The sequence below is a fragment of the Denitromonas iodatirespirans genome (genome assembly GCF_018524365.1).
Classification (GTDB): Bacteria; Pseudomonadota; Gammaproteobacteria; order Burkholderiales; family Rhodocyclaceae; genus Nitrogeniibacter; species Nitrogeniibacter iodatirespirans.
Map to the genome: position 1 here is coordinate 73,499 of NZ_JAEKFT010000019.1, position 23,224 is coordinate 96,722.

Sequence of the window (23,224 nt, forward strand, 5' to 3'; positions counted from 1 at the left end):
AAGCGGGCGGGCGTCCAGCACGCCCCGGCGGTAGTCCGAAAGAACTACCGCCCCCTGCTTACTCTTGGCACTCGCCCCGCTTGCGCGCCGCCTCGTCGCAGCCCTCGCCCATCGCCAGGACCTCGACCGTCAGCAAGGACGAGTCCCCGGACGGCCCGGCGGCCGGCGGATCGTTCTCGAGCGCGGCATTGGCAGCCTCCACGGCATCGGTCGGATTCGATGAGGCCGGCGATACGGCTGGCGCGGCGGGCGGCGGAGCAGATGCCGAGCTGGACAGGCTGCCGCCCACCGAAATATTGTCGGCGCCGATGATCTGCTGCGCGCCGATTTCGAGATCGCCGCTGACCCGGATCCCCGCATCGCCCGCATCGACGACGCCGTTGGGGGCATACAGCCTGACCGGCGCATTGCGGACCGTGGGCAGCTTCTTGAGCGTGGCGATCCCCCCGCCCGACACGCTGGCCGAGACATCGAGCTCGAAACTGTCGCCCTTGGGTCGCAGCGTGGGTTGCGGCGTCGCGGCCGCCGTCTTCGGCGAACTGCCGCCATCGATGTCTGCCAGCGAGCTCCAGGCCTGAATGGCGCCGCCGCCGAGGGTGAAGATGCGCGACGGCCCCACCTCCACGCTGTCGCGCGCCACGATGTCGACATTGCCCTTGCCGATCGCCACCACGCCGGTACGCGTCGGGTCGCCCGCGACACCGCCCGGCACACCCACGTTCACCGCGCCATAGGGCGCGATCAAGGCAATCGCGGAGGCATGCTCCTGATGATCGGGGGGCAGTCCGGCCGAGGCGAGCGAATCGGCGCTCTCGACGTCCTGCACCGTCTTGAACTGGCTGAGGAAGCCCTCGATATTCCCTTCGCCGCCCGCGGGGAAGGCCGACGCCAGCACCTGGAAGCCCGCGGCATAGCCACCGGCCCCGGCTGCCAGCGCATCTCCCATCCGGCCGGCATAGCGCAGCGACGCGAAAAGGATTTCGTTCAGCACCGGGCGCTGCTGTTGGAAGAACGCCTCGCGCTCGGCACCGGGCAAGGCGGCAAACGCGGCCTCGGCGGCGGCCCGATCCAGACCGGCGTTGCCGGTCTTTGCCCGCATGTGGCTCAACAAGGCGTCGTCATAGCGGCCAAACCACACCTGCAGCTCAGCCCGGCTGGTCTCGCGGCGCGTGTTCAGCGTGGCATTGTCCGGATCTCCCAACAAGGCCTCGAGCGAACCACCGCCGAGAATGCCCAGCATCGTGCGATCGAACACATCGGTGCCGGCCGCATCGCCCGGGCGGGTGGCGGCAAGGAGTGCCGCATAGTCCGCGCCGCGCGTGCCTGCCAGTACATCGATCGCCGCCGACAGCTCTGGCAGATAGGCGTTGTCGACATTGCCGCGCGACACGATGCCCAGACTGTTGCCCAGGTCCACATCGCCGCCTGCCGTGACGGCCAGGCGGCCCGGACCATGGACGATCATACCCACGGTCGAGGTGTTCTCCAGCGCACCGGTGGAGGGATTGAGCTTGGGCGCAAAGACCACATCGCCCAGTGCGGTCACCGTCGACACCTGGTCCAGCCGGCCGTGCGTGGCAACAAAGCCGAAGTCTTTCACATCGCCGCCCGAATACACCGCCACCGGCAGGGAGGACACCAGCGCCGGAGTAGCACCGCCGGTGCGATGATCCGGGCCGATGACATCGCCCTGCGCAGACACCACCGTCACCGCGCGGGTGCTAGTCAGCGCCACTGGGCGGGCCGCCGGCGCCCCCACGAGGAAGGACGCGTTGTTGCTCACCGGCCGTGCCGGACGGGCAATGCTGTCAGGATCCAGGCCGGACAGGGTCAAGGTGCCGGAAAACACGACATCCTCCTGCGCCAGCAGGCTGACGACGGTGTGCTCGCTCGGTAGCAAGGTGCCGCCGGCGATCTCGATGTCGCCGGCCGGTGCCGACAACCACAGCTGCGCCGGGCCGAAGGCGAAGCTGCCGAGTGCAATCCGGCCGGCCAGCGCGTCGACACGCAGGGCCGATGCCGCACCGTAGGTGGAAAAATACGTCCCGGTCGCGCTGCCTTCGAGCGTCGGGTTGAAGACATCCTTCAGGATCACATCACCCCGCGCCGACACCCGAAAGCGCGTATCCCCCAGCGCGACACGAACCGCATCGCTCGCGGAGGTCGACCCGACATTGCGTCCCGCCGCCAACCGCGCATCACCCGCCCCCGCGTACAAGGTGCTACCGGTCACATCCCGCCCGGCCACCACCGTCAGATCGCCACCACCGGTCACGCGCAGGTTTGCAGCACTCGCCGGGTCGCCGATCCCGCCCTCGATACGCCCGGCGGTGGCTGTCGCCAGGACCACGTTGCGCACGTCCTGGCCGACGCTCACGATCAGGTCGCCGCCGCCCAGCGTGGCCACGCCTTGCCCGAAATTCTCCGGCTGGACGAACCAGGTCGGGTTGCTCGCCGTCGGCCCGTCGGCGTAGATACGGCCATCGCCATCCACGCTGCCCTGGCGCTTGAGCCAGGCGGAAACGTCCTGCACCGCGCGGCCCACGGCCGTCAGGCTGCCGCCCGCGCGAATCCGGATATCGCCGCCATCGCGGCCGAAGTTGTCGCGCGCCCGGCTCAGGCGCGCGTCGTCGCGAAAATCGGTCGCGCCCGCATCGATCGTGCCGACGGTGAACACCGCCGCCGTGCTACCGCCGAGCACCACATCGCCCTGCGCGGCCAGGTCGATCTGCGCGGTGCCAGTGCGCATCACGGCATCCCGGGCCACGGTCACACGCCCGCGGCCGAAAGCATCCGCCGGCATCGTGCCCATCGGGTCCGCGGCCGTGCCATCGGCGCCGGCCACCACCCGCAACGCCCATGACGGCGTCCCGGCCAGCGCGAATTCGCTCTGGCTATCGGGCCGGAAGGCACCGGTGGACGCCGACGAGACATAGCGGCGGGTCTTGCCATCCAGCACGCTCTTGTTGATGTTCACGTTGCCGGCGGCGACCAGGGTCAGCATGCCGGCGTGATTGCCCGACTGCCACACCGGCAGGATGCCCGTGCCGATGTTGCCGAACGGGCTGCTCGACACCGCCACATTGCCGAAGTCGAGCACGTCGTCCACCCGCAGGTCGCCGCTGCTGCGCACCTGAATCTCGGCGCGAGCGCCCACGTTGGCAACACCCGCCAAACCCAGCGAGGCGATCATCGCGTCGGCATGGCCGATGAAGCGCTGGGTCGACGCGAACACGCGATAGCGCCCCGCATCCGGATTACCCAGCGACCACACCTGGTTCGCCAGCGCGGTGGCCTGAGCGCTCGTCAATGCCCGGTTGGCGCCGTAGCTGCGCTGCGTGCCGAACGCGCTGACCGCCAGTTTGACGGCCGATTCGGGGGTCGCCGCCAGCCCCGCCGCGCTGGCCGCCTGGGACACCACCCGGGTCGCGTCGACCAGATCGGTCGTCGCGCCACTCAGGAAACTGTCGGCGGCCGATCCCGCGCCCAGACCATGCTGCGCCAGCACCGCACGCGCAGACGCCAGCGCCGCGGCATCGCTGCTGCCGGCGATCAGCGTGCTTTCCAGATCGCTGCGCACGGCGGCGGCCACCGCAGCGGGGGTGCCGAGTTGTTCGAGCCCGGCCGCCAGCACCGCCGCCACACTCCGCTCCGTCCTATGGGCACCACCGGCCACCCCGCGGAACGCCTGATCAATGGCCCGGCCTGCCGCCACCTGGAGGTCGACATTGCCCGCCGCGTCCCCCACCAGATCCCCCAGCAAGGCCCCCAGCCAGCTGCCGCCATCGGCCCGGGCCAGGGCTTCGAAATCGTCACCGGCGGTCGCGCCCAACAGCGCCCGCCCGAACACCACGACCGCCTCCCGGCCGACGACCCGCGCGGTGGTCGGCACGCCGGCACCAGAGATCGCGTCGTTGACCAGTTCGAACAAACCCCCCAGATTGAGCGTGCTGCCGCTGTTGTTGCCGCTGGTCACGATGCGGCGCGCACTCTCGCGCGCATAGCCGACCACATCCACCGCACCGGCACCGACGATCTCCATGACGCGGGTGTCGATGGCGTCCATTGCCATGCTCGTGCCATCCGCGCCGCGTGGCGCCGACAACACCACGTCGCCGCCGGCGCCGTTCACGCTGCTCACATCGACCCGCCCGCGCTGGAGGATCAGGCGCGGCGAGGCCGCACTGCCGTCGCTGGCCGACACGCCCAGTTCGATGCGCCCGCCATCGCCGGCCGTGCCGGCTCCGCCTGCGCCCTGCCCCATGGCCAGCAGCCGGGCGCCATCGACGTTCAGCACGCCACTGCCGGCGCGGTTGCCGCCATTGGCATAGACACGGATGGCTCCGCCCTTGTCGCCCGAGGCGTCGAGCACGCCGTGCAGATCGATCCGGCCGTCGTCGGCAAACAGCCCGATGTCTTCGGACGCGATGCGATCCGTCGCGCCCAGCACCATGTCGCCGGAGCGCACCCGCACATTGACCGCACGGGTGAAGTCGGCCGACGCTCTGGCCAACGCAGCCAGGCTACCGGCGGCATCCCCGAGCTGCGCCACATCGACCGCCAGCGCGCCGCCCGATGGTGTCAGGTCCGCCGCGGGCGATGTCGTGGCCTTCAATGCGCCGTCGAGCACCAGCTTGCCCTGGGTTGCAATCAAGGACACCTCGCCCGCGTCGGCGCCGCCCGGTGCCGACACATCGACGAGGCCGCCGGCGCCGACCACCACGTCGCCCGCATCGGCCTGCAACCGGACCTGCCCGGCCGAGAAGGCGGCCGTCTGAGGCCCCAGTGCAACCTCGACACCGGCCGCCGACACGAGGCCCGGCCGGAGCGGGTCGGCGCTGTCGATCACCACGTCGCCGGAGCGCGCGGTCAACATCACTTCACCCGCGCGGGCTTCGACACGACTGCTCACGGCGATCTGCTCGGCATTCAGGGCCAGCCGGCCACCGACACCGGCCGCCGTGCCAGGCGCCGAGCCGCTCGACGTCACGGTCAAGGTCTGACCGACATCGAGCGTGGTATCCGCCCCGGTGGCGACCGTCATCCGGCCGGTCGTCACGGCCAGATCACCGTCCACGACATGGCGGCCCTCGCCCTGCCCGATCACCTCGGCGCTGGCGGACCACGTGGTCTGCGCCGCGCCGGTCGAGCGGAAGGCGCCCGCCGCCGGGGTTTCGCCAAGCACGATCCGTTCGGCACTGATGTTCAGCTGGCTGCCCGCATCGGCATTCACCGAGGCGGCCACCGCCGTGCCGGTGTGCGTCAAGGTCACGGACTTCGCCACGATGTTCTGCTGGGCCCCGGCCGCATCACGCGTCACGATGCCGGCCGCGTCGATCACCAATGCGTCCAGCGTGCTCGCACCGATCGTCGTCGCGCCGTAGAGGTCGACCGTCGAATAGCTGCGCAGGGCCAGCACCGCGGCATCGCCCAGTTCGGCCAGCGCCGAGGCGTCGAGCACCAGACCGGTGGTGCCGGCGGACACCTGGCCGAATCCCAGGCGGCTGGCCGAGAAGGTCACCGTGCCGCCGGTCTCGGTCAGGTCGAACTGCCGGTTGCCGGCATCGACCCCGTCCAGGCGAACGCTGCCCGTCGCATCGCTGGTGATGCTGCGCCCGGCGAGAGTCGCGTTCCGGCCGATGACCAGTGACCCCGAACTGCCGCTCGGCGTGTCGCGCTGCACCGTCACGCCGCCGCCGGACGAGACATGCAGCAGCGCGCCATCGGCCGCCGTGCCGCTACCCGCCACCACCAGGGTCTGGGGCGCCTGCGTGGCGCCGGCCGTAGCCTCGATGCGCGAGCCGCTCTCGACGCTCAGCGTGTCCCGCGCCGCCAAGATGATCTCCGGCGCCTTGAGCGCATCGCCATCCCGCGTATCGACCCGCACACTGTTCGCGCCACCGCTTGGCGCGTCGGAGGCGATCAGCCAGGTCGGCGTGGCACCGTCGCCGAGCACGCGCTCGCGGGTCGCCCCGAGCAGCAGGCTCTCGGCATTCAATCGTGCCAATAGCTCCGGGCTGAGCACCACCTCCCCGGCCTGCGCCGGCCGACCGTCGGCGAGCACGGCCAGGCGGTCGGCGGTCAGATCGATCTGGCTGCCGCGCCCGCCCGCGCCCTTGTTGGCCCGCACGATGCCGGTCACGTCCAGTTGGCTGCCGGCCCGCAAGGCGAGCCGGCCGGCGTCCGCCACCGAGCCCCCGGCGGCGGGAAAGAAGGTGCTGGCGGCGCTCTCCAGATACTCCGAGCGCAGGCGGACATCCCGCCCGCTGAGCACTTCGAGCCCCACCGTGCGGCTGTCGAACACCGCGCCGCCGGCAAGCTTCTCGCCAAATCGCGCCGCCACCACCGCGATGCCGTCGGTGCCGACGAACCCGCCGGTCGGCGACAGGTCCGCCATGTCGTCGCGGATACGGATGGTGTAGGCCCCGTCGACCAGGCCGTAACGTGCGGGCAGCAAGGTATAGTCGCCCGCCGGCAATCCGTTGGCGCCACTCAGGATGCGCACGATCTGACCGACCTGGACCGGGCTGTCCGACCAGGTGTCGGCCGCATACGGCGCTGCGCCGCTGCCGATCGCCGGCACCAGGGCATAGGTGCCCGCGCTGCCGGCCAGCAGATCGGTCGAGCCGCCCCGCCCGGCGATGAACTCCCAGGCCTGCAGGTCGCCCCCGCCAGACACATCGACCAGGGCGCCCTGCCCGATGTCGATCCGGTCGCCCGACAGCGCGATGCGCTTGTCCGGCGCCGTCTCGAGCGGTTTGAGCGAGGTGCCGGTATCGAACACCCACTCCCGCCCCGCGACCTGCGTCTGCCCGTAGGGGAGCGTCATGCCATCCGCACTCACCGAGGTCACGCTGCCATCGACCAGCTCGACCCGCCCGCCCACCACGGGCGTGCTCGTCCGGTCACCCAGCGTGGTGCCACTGTCGGTCAGCAGGCCGCTGCTCAGGCTCAGTTCGCCAAACGGCGCCCGCAGGCGGCCGCCCTGCACGATGTTCGGCGCGATCAGGCTCAGGCGACCGAGCGCCGACCACGGCGTACGGTCGGCGCCGATTGCCGCGATGCTCAGCGTCCCCAACGGGTTGTTGCGCAGCTCGACCGAGAAGTCCGCGCCGGAGGTCGGGTAGATCACGCCCGCCGCCAGCGTGAGATCGCCATTGGTCACCAGGCGGCCGACAAGCTCCCCGCCCGCGTCCTGCCCCGACAGGCGCATTTCGTTCAGCGCGGCCAGCCGCGTACTGGCAAAACCGCTCACCGCCACACGGCCCCGCACATCGATTTCATTGGCCTGCAGCACCAGGGCACCGCTGCCGGTCGCGCCGGTCGGCGCGTTCGGGCGCTTGCGCAGGGCGCTGTTGTCGCTCTGGGTCAGCGCGATCGACGCGGCGCTCAACGTCACGTTGGCGGCCGCATCGCCCGTCAGGTTCGGCGCTTCGAGGCGCAAACGCCCAGGCAGCGCCAGCGTCGTATCCCCCTCGAAGGCAATGGTGTCGGTACTGGCCAGGCGCACGTCCTGGAACCCACCGGCAGTCAGCTTGGCGCTGTCGATGCGCGCACGTCCCAGATGGGACGCGCTGGGCACCACGCTGCCGGCCGCAATGGCGTCTGCGCCGGCGCTGCCGCCGGTGGCCACAACCAGCGTCCGCGCCGGGTTCAGATTGCCGCCGAAGGTCTCGCCGACCACGCCGAACCACTGTCCCTGGGACGACAGCGCCAGCGACAGCTCGCCACCGGCCACCCCGGGGCGGCCGGCATGCGCGCTCAGCATGCCGTCGAGTAACATGCCCTCGCGCGCCGACACGGCAATGGTCCCACCCGCGCTGGCCACCACCTGATTGCGCGCCACACCGCCAAACGGCGAGACGATGTCCAGCATGCCGACGGCGCCATCGGCCACCAACGCGGCGCCCGACTGCATCACCACATAGCCGCGGCCGGCGTCGATCGCAATATTGCCACCGTCGAGCACCTGCCCCTCGTTCCAGGGGGCGCCTGGTGTCGCCACCGTCGCGCCGGACACATCGATGCGCACCTGCTGCCCGAGGTGGATGTTGTCGGCCGGGTTCAGGCGGTCGCGGTTGGTCAGGTCGGGCACCACCGGCGCCGTGCTCAGGGACACCTCCCCGCCGCGCGCCTGCAAAACGCCGTCCACCGCCATACGCGCCGCCGCATCAAGCGTAATGCGCCCGCCGGGCGACATCGCGATCCGGCTGCCCTGCGCCATGACGATCGTGCCGACCGCCGACGCGTCCGAGGCGATCGTCATCGACCCCGGGCCGCCAACGAACGCACTGTCGCGGCGCAGGCTCGCCGCGCTCAGCGTGCGGGCGCTGGCAGCCAGTTGCTGCTGCGGTGAAATCGCCTGCACCCAGGGAACCGGCGCGATGCTGGCGCCGGCGGCGATGTCCACCCGCGTCTTGCCGGTGAGCAGGAAATCGCTGAAACCGCCCTGGCCGAAGAAGGTATCGTCCAGCCGCAGCGTCCCGGCGCTCGTGCCGCCGGCCGGCAGCGACGCCGGCGCCAGCAGCAACGCCGACGCATCGACCGCCAGGGTGCCGCCGTGGCCGCTGTCGGCGCCGTCGAAGCTTGCGCTCGCGTAGGCCGTCAGCGACGACTGCGGCCCCAGGACCAGGGCGCGGCTGGGCGTTGCACCATCGCCGAAACTGCCGGTCGCCAGCGCGATGCGCCCGCCGTCGCCGGTCTTGACCGACCCGTTCGCCACGCGCCAGGCGCCGGCGGAGGCATCGAGCGCCCCGTTGACCGTCAGATCGGCGTTTGAATCGAGCCGGATCGTGCCGCCATCGACCGCCACCGCGGCCGGCGACAGGGCCGCCGGCGGGCTCAGCCGGTCATTGGTCCACACCCCCGCGGTCGACAGCCGGGCACCCGAGCCCACCGAGATCCCGTTGTCCTCCGGGCGCTGGCTCTGCTCGGCGACCGGGTTCACAGTACTCAGCAGGATCTCGCCGCCAGGCAGATGGACCTGCGCCCCCGCGACACCGCCCTGCGCGCCCTCCACACGGACCTCTCGCGCCGTGACGCTCAGGCGGCTGCCCACCATCCCATCGATGACCGTGCCCGCCGCCAGGGTGAACGCCCCCCGCCCGGCCAGCAGCAGCTGATTGAAGCCGCCGCCGTGCAGCAGGCTGGACGACAGATACAAGGTATCGGCGGCCCGCACGCCCGCTGCCGGTACGGCGCCGGTCAGCACGATGTCACCCACGGCGGCGCTGGCCGCAGCATCATCCAGGTTGGCGCGCAATTCCAGCGTGCCGCCCTGCGGCGCCGCCGAGCCGGTCCAGCCGAGTCGGCCGGTCTGCACCAGGTTCGCCCGCGTCAGCGGATTGCCAACGAATTGCTCGATGCGGGTGCGCACGCGCTCGCGCTCGAGCACCTGACTTTCGATCCGCTCGACGAAGGCACTGGCCGCAGACGCCTCGCCGGCGTAGGACCAGTCGAACCAGCGGCGGCTGGTGGCGGTGGACGTGCGCTGATCGATGCCGCGGACCGTGCTGGCCCGCAGCTGGCCGTCCAGCGTCACCGACTGACCGCTGACGACCACCCGGCCGGCATCGTTGCCGATCACGCGATCCGCCGTCTGTTGCAGCACCGTGCGGGTCTCGCCGGTATAGCGCACATCCGCGCGCGCGTTCTCCACCGCAACCCAGGGCCCGGCCTGGGTCTTCAAGTAGGTCTTGGGCGTCAGCTGCGCGCCATCCGAGGTGTAGGTGACGCTGCCGCCCGACACGTCGAGCGAGGCATCCTGTGCCAACGTGACACGGCCCTCCGACTGCAGCGCGATCGTCCCGCCGACCGTCGACAGCTCGGCCACGCTACGCTCGATACCCTTGCGATAGCCGGAGATGTCCGCCAACGGCGCGGCGCCGTCGTCCACCTCGAAGCCCTTGACGACATCGATCGACACCTTCTTGCCATACAGCGGGCGGCCCTCGGCCGTATCGCGCTGCAGGGGCGAGTCCTTCAGCTCATCGCCGCGCAGTTCGACGTCGACCACGTCCCGATTGCCGGCCACCTTTACGTCGCGCAGGCCGGACACATCGATGCTGGCCTGGTCGCCAACCCGAATGGCGGCGGTCTTGGCGTCCTCGGGATCAACCACACCGCCCGCGCCACGGTCGGCCACGGCGGTGAGGGTCACGCTGCCGGCCGTGGCGGAAATGCGCGCCTGCCCCTGCAGATCGATGGTCTTGCCGACCAGATCCACCTCACTGCGATTGAAGGCCGCATCATCGCGCAAGGTATCGGCGGCCGTGGATTCCGGATCGATCGTGGTCGTGCTGGCCGCGCCGAGCACCACCGCACCGCTGTCGTATTGTGCCGTGAGCCCCCCGTTGGCGCCCTCGACACTGCTCCGGGCCTGCAGGTAGATCGAGCCGTTCAGCGTGGCCGAGGTGGTCGCCCGCGCGGCGCCCTGCTGCGACACATTGAGGCCGGCCAGCGTGATGTTGCCGCGTTCGGCCAGCAGCGCACCGGCCGCCTCGTTGGTCACCGAGCCACCGCCGGACACTTCGACCAGCACCCCGCGCAGGCGGCTGTCGATGGAATCGGCGATGTAGAGCTTTTCACCCGCAGCCAGGAGGGTCTGGCCCTCCGGCGTCGAGATCTCGCCGGCGTTGGTCACATTCGGCGCGGCAATCAGGACCCGGCCGTTCTTCGCGGCGACGATACGCGCGCCCTGCTCGACCCGGATATCGCCGGCCGCCCCGTCGCGAGCCAGCGCCGCTTCACCGTAGGTGTAGGTACGCGCCACCGCGTCGTAGCCCGACAGGGCCGACAAGGACTGCTCGATCAGCTTGTCGTTCAGCTTCAGCGTGGACGCCACCAGCCCGCCCACATCCACCCGCGCCCCCGGCCCGAACAGGATGCCCGCCTGGTTGAACAGGTACACCTGCCCGTTGGCCTGCAGGTTGCCGTAGATGTCGCTACGCGTCCCGCCCGGCAACACCACGTTGATCGCGCGGGACTGTGCCGTCGGCTGCACGAAGCGCACCGTGTGCCCCTGCCCAATGTCGAAGTTCTGCCACTGCATGACCACCGGCGCCTGCGAGGTCTGCTGGATGGTCATGGTCGTGCCGTTGACGGTCGGCAGGTTGGCCGTGCCCGGCGACCCGGCGCGCACGAAAACCGATGCCGGCGTGGGCAAATTGGCCCCCGCCAAGGCGCTCCCCCCGAGCAGGGCCAGGGCGCCGGCCACGGCCACACGCACGCCCGTCGCGCCCTTGGGGCAGGACGACAGATGCTCGGCCACCGGAATGCGGAAACCCAGACGACGGCTGAAGACCAGACGATATCGATTGCGATTCATGACTTTCTCCCGGTCGCGGGCGCGCAGTACGCGGCGCCCACGCACCCTGCTCAGAATTCGTACTTCACCCGCACCAGCGCCTGGCCATCGCCATCGCGGGTCCGCTTCGGGCCATCCGCCCCCGCGTGGAACACCTGCGCCCAGGCCAGTTCCGCCTTGAGGCCGCGCCCCTCGCCAACACGCAGACCAACCCCCGCGCTGGCCAGCACCGCGGAGGCGTCCTGCCCCGGCAGGGTGTTTTGGGTTTCCAGATGGGCCCAGTCATAGAAGGAGAACGCCGTCACCGGATAACGCTCGGCAATCACCCACAGGGCCGGCGTCGCCAGCTCCGACGACCACTTGAGCCCGTCATCGCCCTGGCGCTCGCCTTCCAGATAGCCGCGCACGGAGTCCATGCCGCCGGCCGAGAACTGCTCGGTATTGACCAGCGGTCCGCTCGCCCGCTGAACGTCGAGCCGCGACTTGGCGATCCAGCCCTTGCCGAACGGTCGTGTGTACTCCAGGTCGAGGCGCAACACGCTGAAGGTCGGCTCGGCGTCGGGCCGCCGGCACTCGAACTGGTCCACCGTCACCCCGTTGCAGTCGATGTCCTTGCGATTGAGCCCGTCGAGGCCGAACGAAAAGCCCGCCCCCAGGCGCCACGTCCCCGGCCCGCGCTGCCAGCCGGCGTTGTACTGCGCCACCAGCGTCCAGTACTTGATCGGCTGGCTCAGCGCGAATCCGCCACCGAGTTCGGTGCGCTGCGCGTTGTCCTTGTAGTCGGCCCCCAGGCTCAGGGAATGGAAAAAGCCCTGCAGCGCCGGCAGGGGCCGGATCCAGCGAAAGCCCATGGTGTCGCCGTTGCCGATCGACTGCGTGTCGAAGGCGGTCGGCACGTCGCTGGTCGAGCGCGCAAAGAAGCCGGCCAGGGTCGCTTTGCCGAGCGGGGCGGCATAGTTCACACCCCACACCTCGACGTCGTCCCGGTTGGCCGGCGACACGAAATAGTTGATGCCGATCGAGTGGCGGCGCTGCCACAGGTTGTCATAGCGCACCGCGCCCTCGAGGCGGCCGGCATCGGTATCGGCGCTTTTCTTGTTATTCAGCTCGAGGCTGCCGTGCAGCGGCGACTGGTCGTCCATCGCCAGTTCCACCTCGATCGATCCCGGCCGCGCCGACGGGCGCAACAAGGGATTGATGCGCAGGTCCGGATTGCGCCCCAGGCGGGTCAAATCCTCCTGCACGTCGTTGAAATTCGGCACCTCACCCTTGGCCATCGAGGGCGTCTGCTCACGCACCCGGCTTGGCAGCGTGTATTGCGCACCGCTGACCTTCAGCCGCTCGACGCGCCCTTCCACCACCTGCAACCGCACCAGGCCGCCATCGACCTTCTGCTGCGGCACCTCGACGGTCACCGTCAGGTAGCCCGCGTCATGGTAGGCGCGCTCCAGCGCATCGCGCGCGGCATTTACCGCCGCCACGCCACCGCCCGGCCCGAGCTGCGGATACACCGCCCGCTCGATCGCCAGCACCGGCAGCGCCGTGTTGCCTTCGACGGCAAATTCCAGCACGTCGAAGCCGCCCTCCTGCGCAGAGGCCAGCGACGCGCCGAGCGCACACACGGCCACGCACAGACAACGCAAACAAGTACGAAACATGTCGAGAAAAAGTGTCATCGGTCGGTTCGGGCAATGCATCAGGGGCGCCATAAAGGAAATCAGCCCCCTACACGACAAAATGCCGCGAGCCCGTTGCCGGGCCCGCGGACCATCGAACAGCCCGGCTTCCGCCGGGCCGGCCGCTTGCAAGGCTTAGAACTTCTGCAGCGGGGCGCAGGAGTTGGCCAGGCGGGTGTGGCTGGCAACCAGGGTCGGCTGGGCCACGGCATCGCCGATCTGCGGCAGGGTGGCGAAGGCGTTCGGCACCGTGGTGAACACGCCGGTGGTGTCGCCGGTGTAGGTGGTCGAACCGGCACGGCGGACCATCTCGTTGAACACCGCCTTCTTCACACCGGTCAGGCCGGCATGCTGCATCGACAGCTCGAGCACGAAGTCATACGCGCCCGACACCAGGTTGGCCTTGCTCGGGGCCACACCGGTGGCACCGGCCGAAGCCGTCTGGGTGGCGAGGTTGTAGGTGCCCGCGCCGTCCAGCATGCGGAAGGCCCAGCCCGACTCCTTGCCGTAGCTGTCGGTCGACAGTACGCCGATCGCGCGGTAGGGCTTGGCACCGTTCTGGAACTTCACGGTGTACCAGAAGCCGTCGGCGCCCAGCGCCTTGTGCTCGGTGCGGCCGTTGGCGGCCTTCAAGCAGTTGCGCACATCGCCCGAACCGGAGTTCTCGATCACGATCTTGCCGGTCGCCAGGCTCGGGTCGATCTCGAAGGGGCTGGCTTCGGAACCGTCGCCGTTGCCGTTGAAGGCAGCGAAATCGCTATCGAACACACCGGCGATAGGCGTCGTGGCGTTGCTGGCGCTGCCGCACGGGAAGTTGTTGAAGTACATGTTGTACGAGGCCTGGGTGCCCGAGCCCGGCACACGACGGCAGACCACCACGTTGTCTTCGGCGGCGCCGTCGTTCAGCGCGGCGGAGAACTGGCTCCAGGTCTCGTACTTGCCCGACAGCAGGTTGCCGTAGCTGACGCGCGAGAAATGGGTGTTGGCCGGGATCGAGTTGGTGGCCACGATGCCGAACATCAGCTGGTTCACCGGCTGCACTTCGGCGAACAGGTTGGCCGGGGTCTCGGCACCATCGCTCGGCACGTTGACGCCGAGGCCGACGAACATCGCCGGCTCGACGTCGGACACGCCCATGTCGGGCACCAAGCCGCCCACGCCGGCTTGATCGTCGCCCATCAGCTTGCAGGTCCTGGCGGTCAGGTCGCAGTCATTGAGGTCCATGGTGCGGATGTTGAGCTGCTGGCCGACCGGGCCCACGCCGCGCTCGGAGCCCCCCTCGGAGCGCTTGATGATGGCCAGCTTGGTGCCGTTGGCCACGCCCGGGATGTTGTTGGCTTCGCCAACGAAGGCGTTGTAGTTGCCGTTGATGCTGTTGTCGGCATTGACACCACGGTACTGCACGGCGCCGGTCAGGATCGAGGTGGAGATGTCGGCCATGAACTTGTCCGGGGCCGAGGCGCCGGAGAAGAAGATGACGGTGTGGCCGTTGATGGCCGAGGCGGCCTGGGCGCCGATGGCGGCGGCGGCGAGGGCGCAACCGAGTGCGATGTGCTTGATCTTCATGAGTCGGAATCCTTTATGTCTGAGAAATGATCAGATGGAACGACGACGGGCGATGGCACCGACCAGGCCCAGACCGGCCAGCAGCATGGCGTAGGTCTCGGGCTCCGGCACGGCCGGCACGGCGGCGATCTGCAGGTGATAGCCGTCCTGGGCGAGATAGGTCGAGGCCTGCAGAGCCCCGCCATTCAGCGTGAAGGCCTTGGCTTCGGCGGCGACCGTGTTGTTGCCGTAGAGCACAGCCAGTGCGATGGCTTCGCCCAGGCCGGCATTGAAGCTCAGACCCGGGTAGAGCGTGGCGTTGCCCCAGGCGGCCGAACCGGCGTAGGCCACGCCATCAGCCGAAGTAGTCACCACAGCATCGTCGGTGACGTTGGTGCCGGTCATCTTGCCGTTCACCGCATTGACGTAGCTGACGAACGTGTTGCCGACGTTGTCGAAGATGCCACCCGACAACGCACCCAGCGGGCTGCTGAAAGAGGCCAGGTGCACATCCAGCCCCACCGAGTTGCCGGCGAAGAGGTTGAACTTGACATCGTTGGCGCCGCCGGCGGCGCTCAGGAAGGCGTCAAAGCCAGTGATCTTCATGTCGAAGACCACGCCATTGACACCGGCCACTTTCGACTCGATCGAGGCCGGGCCGGTCAGAGAGGCGGCCTGCTTGGGGTTGGCGTCGATGATGTTGAGCAGCTTGGCATCGCTCACGGCCGACAGGAAACCGCTGTGCTCGACATCCCAGGTGAAGCCGACCTGAGCGCTGTCGCTCCAGGCGGAGAACACGAGCTCGGACTGAGCGCTGGCAATCGGCGTGGCGCCAATGTTTGCGTTCTGAATATCGGCGTGTGCCGCACCGGCCATGGCGACGGCGGCAGCGGCCACCAGCGCTTTCATTTTGAAGTTCATGCTCTAACACTCCTTGCGTTGAATCGGGTTTGGTCGGGAGGGGGTCCCGGCTCCATGTCGAAGCCGGATGCATTGTCTCGGTCGCGTTTTACGTCCCGGTACCGCGCCGAAGCGGCGTTGGTAGGCTGAACGAACTAGCGCCATGCGCCGGGTGACCGACCGACGCATTCTGGGCAGCCGAGGTGTCGGGCGTGCTGCGCCAAATGACGGGAGATATCGTCCGAACGGACTATGGCAATGGTCTGGCGGACCACTGCCGGCAGCTCAGTGGCTGCGCGCCTCGCGGCCCTGGCTGTTGCCGAGCAGGCCGATCGACACGGCCTTGGCCACCGCTTGGGCGCGGTTGCTCACGTCGAGCTTGCGCAGGATCTTCTGCACATGGTTTTTGACGGTGAGCGGGCTGATATCGAGGATCTGGCCGATTTCGGCGTTGGTCTTGCCGTCGCGCACCCAGCCGAGCACCTGGACCTCGCGCTCGGAGAGCACCGAGGCCGGGCAGTCGGTGCCGGAGGTTTCGCCCTCCAGCATGCGCATGGTGGCCATGTAGAGGTGCGGCATGAGCAGGTCGGCAAAATAGCGCTCGCGCGCGCCGACCGGGCGGTCGAGGCCGAGGAAGGCGAAGAAGGCGCCGCGTGCGCCACGCACCTCGCGCGCGCCGTGGCACAGGTTGTGGCGGTAGTTCATGCGATGCAGCATGGGGTGCAGGCTGCCGGCACTGCCTTCGCACTCGCCGACGGCGATGGGGCCGCGGTCGAGCGCGTTCCAGTGCGACAGCAGCGGCGCGACGAAGCCGCGCACCGGATCCTGAGCCAGCGGCTCGAAATCGTCGGGCAAGGTGGCGCGGGAGAAGACATCGTTGCGCAGCTGCAAGGTGCCCAGATCGCCGGTGGCGCAGATCAGGGTCTCGTGCGGAATGAAGCTCTGCAAGGTGCCCTGCGCCCACAGGAAGAACTGGAAGCGCTTGTTGATCTTGATCGAGGTGTCGATCAGGAACAGCAGGCGCTCGCGGTCTTCACTCGTCAAGTTGACGACTTCGGTCACTCGACAGTCTCCCTGCGGGGTTGGCGTGTGTAGCTTAACGGCGACATGTGACAGGCCGATGCCATTCGAATCGACCGGCGTCAAGCCGTGTCATTTGACGCGCACGGTGGCGGCGGCATCGGCGCCGGCGGCGAGCAACACCTCGCGCACCGCCGCCCGGGAATACAGCCCGGCCCAGAAGAAGGCGGTTCGGCCTTCGCCGTCGCGGGCGTCCACCTCCATGCCAAGGTCGAGCAGACGGCGAACCAGCATCACATCGCCGCGCGCGGCCGCCATGCTGAGCGTGTGGTGACCGAGCCTGTCGGCCCGCGTGGGGTCGGCGCCGGCATCGAGCAGCGCCTCGACCACGGCCGCATGCCCCATGCGCGCGGCGTTGACCAGCGGCGGCGCGCCGTCGGCGCTCTTGCGGTCGGGGTCCGCCTCATGGCGCAGCAACAGCCTGACCACCGGTGCGTGCCCGCGCAACGCGGCGGCACCCAGCGGGGTGAAACCCTGCTCGCCGCGCTGGTCGGGATCGGCACCGGCGGCGAGCAGCTTGCGCACCACCTCGGTCTGCCCGGCCCCTGCCGCCCGCGCCAGCACACCGCCGCGCCACTCGGCGTCGACCACGTTGGGATTGGCGCCCGCCTTGAGCTGCGCGAGCACCGCCGGCCAGTCGTCGGCTCGCGCGGCGCGCAGCAAGGCCAGCGAGGCGGCCTCGGCGGTGGTCGGCAGCCAGGTATTGCCGGTCTGGCGCACGGCGTCGAAGGCCTGCCGGGGCGGCAGCGGCCGGCCGCGCACTTCGTCCGGCGGGGCCAGAAAACCGGCAAACTCTTGCGGCGTGTCGTAGGCGTGGGCGCCGAGGCTGGTCAGGGCCGCCGCGATACACATCAAGTGGCGCATGATCACCCTGTCGCACGTCATGAAAAAACGTAGACCATAAGCGCCGCGTCTTTCAGGGCGACGCGCGTGTCATGCGCCGAACGGACTATGCGCGGCGTGTCAGTCGTCGTGCACCGTGGGCCGCGGGCCGCGCGTATAGCCCGGATCGACCGGGCCGCGCAGCCCGGCACCGGCATCGACACCCGCGTTGCCGCCGAGGCCGCCCGGCCGCGGCGCGGCCTCGCCCGCCGCCGGGCGGAACACCCACTCGCGCACGGTCTTGGCTTCGGCGGCGCCGTCCCCCAGCTCCGGCGGCAGCCGGTCGCGGCGGAACGGCGCCTTGTCGCTGAGGCTGTGGATGCCGACGATACGCCCCCCTTCGCGTTCGAGCCCCCACTCGGCCAGGCCGGTCATCGGGTCGCGATAGATGCGCCGCAGATGGCGCGCCGGTTCGGGAAAGCGGCGGTCTTCGAGCAGCACCGCCAGATCGGGCGGCCAGGTTTTGGCGGCCTCGGGCGAGGCGTCATGGTAGTGGCGCAGCGCGCGTGCCATCTCGGCTCCGACGGCCAGCAGCTCGGCCTCCTTCTCGCGCTGGGCGCGTGCCTGCCAGGTCTGGCCGACGCCGGCCATCAAGAGGCCGATGCCGGCCACCAGAAACAGCACCAGCAGATAGGTATAGCCGCCCTCGTGCTGCCGCATGCCGTCACCAGTTGCCGTAGGGCTCGCCCGCGCCGCTGCGGACGTTCCACACGCCGGCGAGCGGATCGTCGGGCGGCGGCTCGACCACCCAGGTGGCCACGCTCTCGGTGATCGGGTCTTCGGGAATCGCGCGCAGGTAGCGCTTGTCGACCAGCACGTCGAGCGTCTCGGGGAAATGGCCAGTGTCGGCGGCGTATTTGTCGATGGCGTCGCGCATCACCGCCAGCGTCTGGCGCAGGCTGTTCTCGCGCGTACGGTCGAGGTGGTCGAAATAACGCGGCGCGGCGATCGACAGCAAGGTAGCGATGATCGCCATCACTACCAACAGCTCGATCAGGGTGAAGCCGCGGGCGCGGCGCAGGGCGGCACGCATCACCACTCCCGGTACGGCAGGCCGTTGAGGCCGGTCTTCTCGCTCAGCGAGTAGACGTCGAACACATCGTCGCCCGGCGCCGGCGCATCGGGCGGGCTCTCGTAGCTGCGCAGGCCCCAGGTTTCGTCGGCCGGCGTATCCACATCGCCGAAGAAGGGGTCGCGCGGCACCCGGCGCAGGAAGTAGATCAGGCGCGGCTCGGCCGACTTGATGTCGGGCACGCCGCTGGCCAGCACCCGCAAGGACGGCGGATAGCCCGACCCGTCGGCCTTGCGCTCGATCTGACCGGCATCGCCGGCCGCCTTGTAGGCATCGATGGCATCACGGATCTGGCGCAGCGACACCCGCAGCTCCGACTCCTTGGCACGCTGCGCGCTGATCTGCGCCAACGGCAACACGGTCGCCGCCAGGATGCCGACGATGGCCACGGTGACCACCAGCTCGATCAGCGTGAAGCCGCGGCAGAGTGCGTTTCGCCCCGCCAATCCCCCATCCCGCCCGTCGCGCGTAGGGCCGGCTTTCGCCGACCATGGCGGGTTGAAACCCGCCCTACAGGGGAGACGCGGATCGCGACACCTAGCCCCCTCGGGCAGCAGCGAACGCGTGCGAGCGAGGGGATCGGCCGGGCCCCGCATCGGGCCGACCGCGCACCGGACAGCCCGCCCGCCCGCAGGGCCGCCCCAAGGGCGGGCGCCGCCCCCCCGGGGGGCAGCGAACGCAGTGAGCGTGGGGGCAAAAGCCTCCCCGCCGGGCCGCCCCAAGCTTTGCCCAGCCCCCTCCGAGGCAGCGGGCACGGCGAGCGTGGGGGGCGTCCCGCCCTCCTGCAGGGCCGCCCCAAAGGCGGGCGCAGCCCCCTCGGGGGGCAGCGAGCACAGCGAGCGTGGGGGCCCACCCCTCATGGTTTGACACTCAGATTCACCGCCCCGCTCGGCGTCACGGTCTGGCTGGCGCCGTCGCGATCGATGCGGGCCGACACCGGGGCGATGCGCACGGTGCCGATGCTGCCGGCCCGGGTGGTGAAGCTCGCGCTGGTGCTGACGCTGTCCTGCCCGCCGGGCAGCGGCACGGTCACGCTGCCGGGGATGACGGCGCCGGCCGCCTCGACGCGGCCCGGGTCGTATTGCAGCGTGACTTCGCCGCCGCCGATGGCGCCACCGCCGCTGACAGCGATGGTCACATCCACCGATTCGCCGGCGCGCGCTTCGGTCGGGCCGCTGATGCTGACCAGCAGCGGCCCGGCCGGCGGCGCCGGGGCTTCTTCTTCGGCGTCGAGTTCGCCTTCGTCCGGCGCCGCATCGCCGGGGGTGACGGCCTCGGGGGGGAAGGCGCGGCGGGCTTCGAGGGCCTGCTGGCGGCGTGCGGCCAGGCGCTCGGCCAGGCCGGTCGGGCCGCTGCCGCCGAGCACCGGCGAGTTGTCGCCCGACAGCGCCAGGCTGCCCGGCGCGGTCGGCTTGAGCGACAGCGGCTCGGCGCCGATGTTGAGCTCGGTGCCGGCCGGCATCTGGGCGCGCGCCACGCTCGGCACCAGCACGTTGCGGATCACGCGCGGGGTGATCAGCAGCACGATCTCGGTGCGGTTGTTGGTGTCTCGCTGGCTGGAGAACAGGCGGCCGATGAGCGGGATGTCGCCCACGCCCGGCACCCGGTTGCCGACCATGCGATCTTCTTCCTGCAGCAGGCCGGCCAGCACCTGGGTCTCGCCGTCCTGCAGGCGCAGCACGGTGGCCGCGGTGCGCGTGCCCACCTGGTAGGCGAGCGAGGCCGACGGGCCGGAGACTTCCTTGACGATGTTGCTCACCTCCAGGCCGACCTTGATCTCCACCTCTCCGGAGAGCATCACCTGCGGCTTCACGTCGAGCTTGAGGCCGACATCGAGGTAGGTGACCGAAGCCGACACGCCGACGTTGGCGGTGGCAGTGGTGGTGAACACCGGCAGCTTGTCGCCGATGTGGATCTTGGCCTCTTCGTTGTTCTTGACCCGGATGCGCGGGTTGGCGAGCAGGCTGGTGTCGCTGTCCTCCTGGCGCAGGTTGAGCAGCAGCGCGGGGTTGGCCACGTAGGGCCGCAAATCGCCGCGGCTGCGCAGATCGACCACGCCGCTGGCCAGGGTGCGCGCCACGCCGGTGCCCTCGAGCGCGCCGAGACCGATCTGGTCGGGGAAGTCGAGGCCCAGCTCGACCAGCTTGTTGCGGCTGACCTCCAGCACCTCCACCTCCAGCATCACCTCGGGCTCGGCCACGTCCAGCGAGGTGAGCAGGCGCTCGGCCAGCGCCACCACCTCGGGCGTGTCCTTGATCACCAGCAGGCGCAGCTTGTCGTCGGCAAACACGTCGCGGCTCTTGGTGAGCGTGCGCACCAGCGCCTGCGCCTGCTTCACGTCGGCATTGGCGAGGTAGAAGCTGCGGGTGACCAGCTCGCGGTATTCCTTGGTCTTGGCCGGGGTGGACGGGTAGATCAGCACCGAATTGGCGTTGAGGATCTTGCGCTCGATCTTCTGCGTGGCGGTGAGCAGGTTGAGCACCTCGTCCACCGTGCTGTTGCGCACGAACAGCGTGACCTTGGCCTCGGGCCGCACATCGCGGTCGAAGACGAAGTTCAGCCCGGCAGCGCGCGACAGTGCCTCGAACACGATGCGCAGCGGCGCATCGCGAAATTCCAGCGTCACCGGCTTGGCAAACGGGCCCTGCAGTGCCGTGGCCGGCGGCGGGTTGGCCGCCGCCAGCGCCGTCTGGATGCGGCCGTCGAGCGCGCGCGCCTGGGCATGGCCGGGGTCTTCGGCCAGCACCTGTGCCACCGCGTCGCGGGCGGCCGCGGCGTCGCCGGCCTTGAGTGCCTGCTCGGCGCGGGCCAGCATCCCGGCATGGCGCGCCTGGCGCTCGAGCCGCACCAGGCCGGCCTGGGCGCGCGGGTCGCCCGGCGCGAAGCGCTCGATCTCGTGGTACAGCCGCGCCGCCTCCTCGGCTTGCCCGGCCTGCCCGGCGCGCTCGGCCGCGGCCAGGCGCTGCAGCACCAGCCGCTCGCGCTGGCGCAGGTAGTAGGTGCGCAGCTCGCGGTTGGCCGGCTCGGCGGCCACCTTCGCCTCCAGCCGCGCCAGCGCCGCCACCGCGTCGCCGGTGGCCAGGTCGGCGCGCGCCTGATCGACGGCCGGGTTGCTCGCGCAGCCGGCCAGCAGCAGGAACGACACCAGAACAAGCAGACGGGGCATACGGACGGACAGAGTCATGGGGCGGTCGCCAATGAGATGCGTTGAGTTTCTTTGAGCGGCAGATAGGTGAGGCTGAGGCCGTGCTCGTCGATGGTGTCGAGCCGGTAGCGGCCGGCGATCACCTCGCCGACGCGCGCGGTCACCAGCCGGTCGCCGTCGAGCAGGAAAACGGTACGCTGGCCGTCGGCCTCGGTCAGCGCGCCAACATAGCTAAAGGGCATGGCCGGGGCGCGCGGGCGCACCGGCGCCGCATCCGCCGCGCGGCGTGCGCTTGGCGGCGGCGGGGGCGGCACGCCGAACACCGGCGGTGCCGTGTCGGCAAAGGCCGGGCGGGCTGCCGCCAGCGGGGCGAGGTCGACACCCTGGGCCGGCGCACGGCTCGCGCGCGCCGGGGCGGCGCGCAGCTCGGTCGCCGGCTCGGCGGGCTCTTCGGAGGGCACCGTCGACGCCCACCAGGTGGCCGCCAGCGTCGCCGCCAGCGCGCCCCACAAACCGATCTGGCGTTTGTTCATACGCCCCCCCGCACGAACACCGAGAGGCGCACATCGGCACTGATCTGCCGCGCGTCGGCCCGCTCGCGCTTGATCGACAGCTGCTCGAGCGCCGCGCCGGGCTGCTCGGCGAGCACCTGCGCCAGCCAGGCATACACCGCGTCGAAATCGCCCTGCATCGGCAAGGTGGCGGTGATGCGCACCAGCGGCGTGCCGGCCACCAGCGCACTGCGGTAGTCGCCGCGCTCGGGCAGCAAGCCGTGATCGGCCGCCGCGGTGTGGATGTGCGCCAGCACGGCCGACAGTTCCGAGGCCGGCGCAAAGCGCGCGTAGAAGGCCGAGAGCTGATCGCGCGGGCTCAGCACGGGCGCCACCGGCGCGGCCGCCACCTTGAGCAATGCCGCCCGCTCCGCCGCCAGCGCCTCGCCGCGCGCCACCTGCTCGCCGCCGGCCGACAGGCCGAAGGCGAGCGCAAAGGCGAGCAGCGCCACGCCCACGGCGCCGGCCCAGCCGGCGCGCATCACGGCGCGCATGAACTGCTCGCGGCGGCGATCGAGCCAGATCGGGTCGATGCGCCTCATGGGCGCCCCCACTGACCATTGAGCTTGAACACGACACGCCCGCCCGCGCGCTCGTAGCCCACCAGCTCGACACCGCCGAGCGCATCGCTGGCTTCGAGTCGGCCGAGAAAGCCGAACATGCCTTCCAGGCTGCCCGCCTCGGCCGACAGGCTGAATGCGCCGCGCAGGCCGTCCGGCGCCACCGCCAGCACGCCCACCTCGCTGCCCGCGGCCTTCGCCACATCGGCGAACAGGGCCGGCCAGTCGCGCCCGAGCTGGGTCGCCAGCTTGAGCGCCGGCGCGGCGTCTTCGGCGCGCAGCGGCGCCTCGGGGGTGGCCACCATGCTGCGCCGCTCGCGTTCGAGCTGGTGACGCAGGCGCTCGACGATCTGCTCGCGCTCGGCCAGATCGGCACGGCGCTCGACGAACTGGCTGACCTCCAGCGCGGCCATGGCAAGGCCGAGCGCCAGCAGCACCCAACCGAACAAGCCGGGCAGGCGGCGCTGGCGGACGAAATCGAGGGCGATCGGCGCCGGGCTCATTGGAG

At 70.3% G+C, this 23,224-nt stretch carries 13 protein-coding genes; all 13 read right to left on the reverse strand.

Translation table 11 applies throughout. The features are described 5' to 3' along the window. Window positions 1-58 precede the first annotated feature (58 nt). The 13 genes from I8J34_RS16150 to I8J34_RS16210 all read right to left on the reverse strand — a co-directional run bounded on the left by I8J34_RS16150 (window position 59) and on the right by I8J34_RS16210 (window position 23,219). Window positions 59-11,326, reverse strand: coding sequence for a two-partner secretion domain-containing protein (locus I8J34_RS16150; protein ID WP_214362662.1), 11,268 nt, complete (start codon window positions 11,324-11,326; stop codon window positions 59-61). Between the two features lie 50 nt (window positions 11,327-11,376). Beyond that, window positions 11,377-12,981, reverse strand: coding sequence for a ShlB/FhaC/HecB family hemolysin secretion/activation protein (locus I8J34_RS16155; protein WP_214362663.1), 1,605 nt, complete (start codon window positions 12,979-12,981; stop codon window positions 11,377-11,379). Between the two features lie 135 nt (window positions 12,982-13,116). Further along, a complete protein-coding gene (locus I8J34_RS16160; RefSeq protein WP_214362664.1) occupies window positions 13,117-14,547 on the reverse strand; it encodes a hypothetical protein in 1,431 nt (476 codons plus the stop codon). Window positions 14,548-14,577: 30 nt separating this feature from the next. Then, window positions 14,578-15,447: a PEPxxWA-CTERM sorting domain-containing protein gene (locus I8J34_RS24690; RefSeq protein ID WP_230411874.1), complete on the reverse strand. Its 870-nt coding sequence runs from the start codon at window positions 15,445-15,447 to the stop codon at window positions 14,578-14,580. Window positions 15,448-15,711: 264 nt separating this feature from the next. Next, a complete protein-coding gene (epsA, locus tag I8J34_RS16170; RefSeq protein WP_214362665.1) occupies window positions 15,712-16,488 on the reverse strand; it encodes an XrtB/PEP-CTERM-associated transcriptional regulator EpsA in 777 nt (258 codons plus the stop codon). A gap of 90 nt (window positions 16,489-16,578) precedes the next feature. After that, window positions 16,579-17,370, reverse strand: a complete 792-nt coding sequence (locus I8J34_RS16175) for an ankyrin repeat domain-containing protein (protein WP_214362666.1) — start codon at window positions 17,368-17,370, stop codon at window positions 16,579-16,581. 99 nt (window positions 17,371-17,469) lie between these two features. Next, a complete protein-coding gene (locus tag I8J34_RS16180; RefSeq protein ID WP_214362667.1) occupies window positions 17,470-18,048 on the reverse strand; it encodes a type II secretion system GspH family protein in 579 nt (192 codons plus the stop codon). A gap of 4 nt (window positions 18,049-18,052) precedes the next feature. Then, entirely contained in the window at window positions 18,053-18,421 is a 369-nt protein-coding gene (locus I8J34_RS16185) for a type II secretion system protein (protein WP_214362668.1), read from the reverse strand. Beyond that, window positions 18,421-18,906 carry a type II secretion system protein gene (locus tag I8J34_RS16190; RefSeq protein WP_230411875.1) on the reverse strand — a complete coding sequence of 162 codons (486 nt, stop codon included), beginning with the start codon at window positions 18,904-18,906 and terminating at the stop codon, window positions 18,421-18,423. The genes I8J34_RS16185 and I8J34_RS16190 overlap by 1 nt, the downstream gene beginning before the upstream one ends. A 410-nt stretch (window positions 18,907-19,316) precedes the next feature. Continuing rightward, the gene (locus I8J34_RS16195; protein ID WP_214362670.1) at window positions 19,317-21,644 is read right to left on the reverse strand and encodes a secretin GspD/PilQ domain-containing protein; all 2,328 of its coding nucleotides are present in this window, start codon (window positions 21,642-21,644) and stop codon (window positions 19,317-19,319) included. Continuing rightward, window positions 21,641-22,138, reverse strand: coding sequence for a hypothetical protein (locus I8J34_RS16200; RefSeq protein WP_214362671.1), 498 nt, complete (start codon window positions 22,136-22,138; stop codon window positions 21,641-21,643). The genes I8J34_RS16195 and I8J34_RS16200 overlap by 4 nt, the downstream gene beginning before the upstream one ends. Then, a complete protein-coding gene (locus I8J34_RS16205) occupies window positions 22,135-22,698 on the reverse strand; it encodes a hypothetical protein (protein ID WP_214362672.1) in 564 nt (187 codons plus the stop codon). The genes I8J34_RS16200 and I8J34_RS16205 overlap by 4 nt, the downstream gene beginning before the upstream one ends. Continuing rightward, complete coding sequence (locus tag I8J34_RS16210; RefSeq protein ID WP_214362673.1) at window positions 22,695-23,219, reverse strand: ELKS/Rab6-interacting/CAST family protein; 525 nt, start codon at window positions 23,217-23,219, stop codon at window positions 22,695-22,697. The genes I8J34_RS16205 and I8J34_RS16210 overlap by 4 nt, the downstream gene beginning before the upstream one ends. Window positions 23,220-23,224 lie beyond the last annotated feature (5 nt).